The 3858-nt window shown below is 69.9% G+C and carries 4 protein-coding genes and 1 pseudogene; 1 reads left to right on the top strand and 4 read right to left on the bottom strand.

What is annotated here, in order from left to right:
* Positions 1-670, bottom strand: a 670-nt coding sequence (locus tag QZT59_RS15905; RefSeq protein ID WP_290818612.1) for a YqcI/YcgG family protein, incomplete at its 3' end; no start/stop codon positions are given.
* A 186-nt stretch (positions 671-856) separates the two neighbouring features.
* On the opposite strand from QZT59_RS15905, the gene QZT59_RS15900 reads away from it, so the two are divergent.
* Complete coding sequence (locus QZT59_RS15900; protein ID WP_290818610.1) at positions 857-1057, top strand: hypothetical protein; 201 nt, start codon at positions 857-859, stop codon at positions 1055-1057.
* Positions 1058-1382: 325 nt separating this feature from the next.
* On the opposite strand, the gene QZT59_RS15895 is transcribed toward QZT59_RS15900, so the two are convergent.
* The 3 genes and pseudogenes from QZT59_RS15895 to QZT59_RS15885 form a co-directional block, all read right to left on the bottom strand.
* On the bottom strand, positions 1383-2399 hold the full coding sequence (locus QZT59_RS15895) for a hypothetical protein (RefSeq protein WP_343195783.1): 1017 nt from the start codon (positions 2397-2399) through the stop codon (positions 1383-1385).
* A 438-nt stretch (positions 2400-2837) separates the two neighbouring features.
* Entirely contained in the window at positions 2838-3632 is a 795-nt protein-coding gene (locus QZT59_RS15890) for an ABC transporter permease subunit (RefSeq protein WP_290818614.1), read from the bottom strand.
* A 71-nt stretch (positions 3633-3703) separates the two neighbouring features.
* Positions 3704-3858 (bottom strand): annotated as a pseudogene (locus tag QZT59_RS15885) (ABC transporter permease); the annotation flags it as partial.

The raw sequence follows: 3858 nt of genomic DNA, 5'->3' as shown, positions 1-3858 counted from the left end.
CGCCGAGGTCGGCGTGCGGACAGACGCCGTCGTAGCCCTCGAGGCGGTCCTGGATGACCTCGCGGGCGTGCTGGCCGGCCTCGGTGTCGGCCGTCACGTCGAGGGTCTCGAACAGCGCGCGAGGCTGGAAGGTGATCTCGAGACCCACCGGGCAGTAGCGGCTCTTGCGGGTCTCGTAGAACGGCGCCCGGCAGGTGGGGAACATCGGCTCGCCGCCGAAGGAGAACTCCCAGTAGGGGTCGTCGGGCTCCGTCGGGATGTGCTCGGGCCACGGCTGCGGGTCGTGGACGTGCAGGAACTGCAAGATGTGCCAGAGCGCCTCGTGGTAATCCGCCTCGGTGACCGTCCGGTCGTCGGGCGCGAAGAACGTCACCAGGGAGGCCCGGTCGCTGTGCTCGCGAAAGACCTCGAGATACTCACAGAGCGCGTCCCGAAGCCCCAACAGCGCGTCTTTGTCCGTCAGCGACGGGACGGTGGTGTAGAGCGGATCGCCGTTGCGGATCGACTCGACGCCGAAGAAGCACGGGAAGGGCGTCCCGTTGCGCTCGCCGGTCAGTCCGTCCTCGAAGGAGCGCCAGTGGTCCCCGACCCACTCCGGGAGCTCGCCGCGCTCGACCCGTTCGGCCACCGTCTCCTGATCCAGCAGGGATCCGAGGCCGCGTTCGTTCATACGCGCGAGTTAGACCGCTCGCGTATCTATCCTTCGGAGGCGGCATCGTCGACGGGGACGGCGACGAGCGGCGGGGAGCCCCGCGAGAAACCGAGAGAGCGCGACGATCGCGGTGAGACGATCGAGCCCGGCAGCCGCAAGCGGCCCACGCTTTGCCCGTCGGATTCCTACGTCGAGTCGACACCCATGACCACCACAGGCGATCGAGCGAACGCGCTCAAGAACGCGAGTACCGTGACGACGGTGATCGACGCGATGATGGAGTTCAAGAAGGGGCGGCGAGGGTCGGGGCTGCTGTTGCTCGGGGCCGCGGCGCTCTCCTCGCGGATTCCCGGCGTCGGAACGGCCACTTCGCTGCTCCTTCGCGTCTACCGGCGCCTCCGGTAGGCGTCTACCGGCGCCTCCGGTAAGCGTCTACCGGCGCCTCCGGTAAGCGTCTACCGGCGCCTCCGGTAGGGCTGTCCCCGCGGACGCTCGTTTCTCGCCGGTCACTCCGTTAACAGCGTCACGGGGAGCACGATCGCGAGGCCGACGAGGATGCCCGCAACCAGCTCTCGCCGGACGCCGTCGGGGAGCCCCGAGCCGCGGTCGAGCGCCTTCGGGAAGATGTCGCGTCACACGAGGGAGATCATCGCCCCGGCGGCGAAGCCGAACCCGTCGGGGAGGAACTCCCGGGCGCGGGTGACGAAGACGAAGGCGACGCCGTCGCCGGTCACTCGTACCGGACCTCCTCCCGCCACTCGCCGGTCGCGGTCACGCGGTCGCCGTCGACGTCGATGGTGCGCTCGGCGGCCGACGCCCCGACGAGTTCCGCCAACTCGTCCTCGTCGGCCCCCGGGAGGATCGCGGCGAAGTCGCCGCGGAGGGTCTCCTCGTCCTCGACGGTGAACGACGAGACGTAGCCCTCCGCGTCCGCGATCGCCTCGAGCGCCGGGTGGCGCAACTCCTCGGGGTCGAACGGCCCGCCGTACTGGCCGACCGCCACGTCGCCGTCGCCGGCAGACTCGAGGAGCCACGCGACCGCTTCGGACTCGTCGGTCGCTCGAGCGACGTCGCCCGCCGCGACGTCCACGGTTCGCTCGACGATCGCCGTCGGGTCGACGTCCGCCTCGAGCTCCGCCCCGTCGACGACCGCGATCGCGTCGTCGCCGACGGCGATCGCGGCCTCGTCCTCGCCCTCGAGGGACTCGTAGAGGTCGAACCCGCCCCGCTCGCCCGTCCGTTCCAGCTGCGTCTGAAAGTCGGCGACCGCCTCGGCGGTCAGCTCCGCGTCGAGCTCCTCGCGGTCGATGGCCCCGGTCACGACGAAGGCGTCGCCGACCTGCACCAGCTCCTCGACCTCGGACGCGAACGGCCCGTCGTCGTCGAGGAGTCGACCGAGGCCGAACCGCGCGAGCTCGAGTCCGACGAAGAAGTACGCCGCGATCAGCCCCTCCGAGACCGGCGCGATCATGGGATCCGCCGCGAACTCGGCCGGCACCTCCTCGCCCGGCTGGGCCTCCTCGAGCTCCGTCGCGACGAACGCCTCGAGGGCCGCCCAGTCGACGTAGTCGAACGCGAGCGCGCCCTCCTCGAGCGCGAGCCAGCGCTCGTACCCCGGGAGGTGCTCGTCTCCCTCGATCCGCCCGCCGCCGACCGTTCGCGCGTCGGCCGCCGCGGCGCCGGTCGGCACGAGGCCGATCGCCACCGTCGTGAGACCGGCCGAACGGAGAACGTCTCGTCGTTTCATTGTCACGAAGGAGCGTACGACCGATGGGGAGTTATACCCCACACCGCGACCGACCCGGCCGCCCCCTACGGACTCGCGGCAGTGGCGTGTCCCTGGACGAACTCGCCGTGTGCTCGGACGAACTCGCCGTGCGCCCGAACGGATTCGCTGTGTCCCTGGACGGACTCGCGGTAGTGCCGTGTCCCTGGACGGATTCGCGGTAGTGCCGTGTCCCTGGACAGATTCGCGGTAGTGCCGTGTCCCTGGACAGATTCGCGGTAGTGCCGTGTCCCTGGACGGATTCGCGGTAGTGCCGTGTCCCTGGACGGATTCGCGGCAGTGCCGTGTCCCTGGACGGACTCGCGGTAGTGCCGTGTCCCTGGTCGGATTCGCGGTAGTGCCGTGTCCTCGGACGGACTCGCCGTGTGCCCGAACGGACTCCCCGGAGTCGCCGCGCGCTCAGATGTCCCGCCGCGCGAACAGCAGGACGGCGACGCCGACCAGGACCACGAACGCCGCCAGGAGAGTCCCGGCGTCGCCGTAGGCGTACTCCTCGCGGACGAGGATGGCGGTCTCGTCGTAGTAGCGGCTCGGTCCCGCGGCGCCGATCCACTCGTAGTTGTCGTCCAGCCTGGAGACGCTGTCGACCAGCCACAGGGCGAAGACGACCGTCAGCGCCGTCGCCCTCGCGGTTCGGACGCGGTCGATCGCGACGGAGCAGACGAGCCCGATCGCCGCACAGACCAGCAGGTACGGAACCGAGAGCAGGTGCACCATCGCGACGGCGACGGGATCGAACGGCTCCCCGATGATCGCCCCGCCGAGGAAGACGATGGCGCCGACGCCGACGTTCAACACGACCAGCGGCACCCAGAGGGCGGCGACCTTCTGGAGCACCACCGACTCGCGGGAGATCGGATTGGAGAGCGTGAGGTCCATCTTCCGCTCGTCGACGTCCCGCGCGATCATGCCGGCGCCGACGTAGGCGAAGTAGATGCCGACGAGGACGATCCAGAAGAACGAGTAGATCTCGGCGGCGATGAACCCCTCGATGGTGTGCAGCGCTTCGATCCCGAACAGGTCGAAGAAGAAGGCGGGGAACGCGTCCTCCAGGACCTCCATTTCCTCTTGCACGCTCGGGAACATCGAGAAGTACATCGCCGCGAGCAGGGCGAAGACGACCACGATGACGAGCGAGCTGCGGACGCGCTTGCCGGACTCGACGCGGAGGACGGCCGTCGCGGCGCCGCCCATCGCGGGCAGCCGGGAGGAATTCGCCGTGGCCTGGCGCGCGTCCGTGCCGCCGGATTCCGGTTCCGACCCCATCAGATGTCCCTCCTGGCGAAGACGGCGATCGCGACGCCGAGCAGGACGACGAACGCCGCCAGGAGGATCCCGGCGTCCCCGAGCGCGTACTCCTCGCGGACGAGGATCGCCGACGGGTCGTAGTACCGGCTCGGCGAGGCCGTCCCGACCCACT

Origin of the sequence: Halovivax sp. (genome assembly GCA_007119345.1) — an archaeon.
Lineage (GTDB): Archaea > Halobacteriota > Halobacteria > Halobacteriales > Natrialbaceae > Halovivax.
This window is presented reverse-complemented; position numbering and strand designations above follow the sequence as displayed.

Coding starts and splice junctions, on each gene's coding strand:
- QZT59_RS15895 (WP_343195783.1), bottom strand. CDS start 2,399: ATGAAACGACGAGACGTTCTCCGTTCGGCCGGTCTCACGACGGTGGCG.
- QZT59_RS15900 (WP_290818610.1), top strand. CDS start 857: ATGACCACCACAGGCGATCGAGCGAACGCGCTCAAGAACGCGAGTACC.
- QZT59_RS15890 (WP_290818614.1), bottom strand. CDS start 3,632: ATGGGCGGCGCCGCGACGGCCGTCCTCCGCGTCGAGTCCGGCAAGCGC.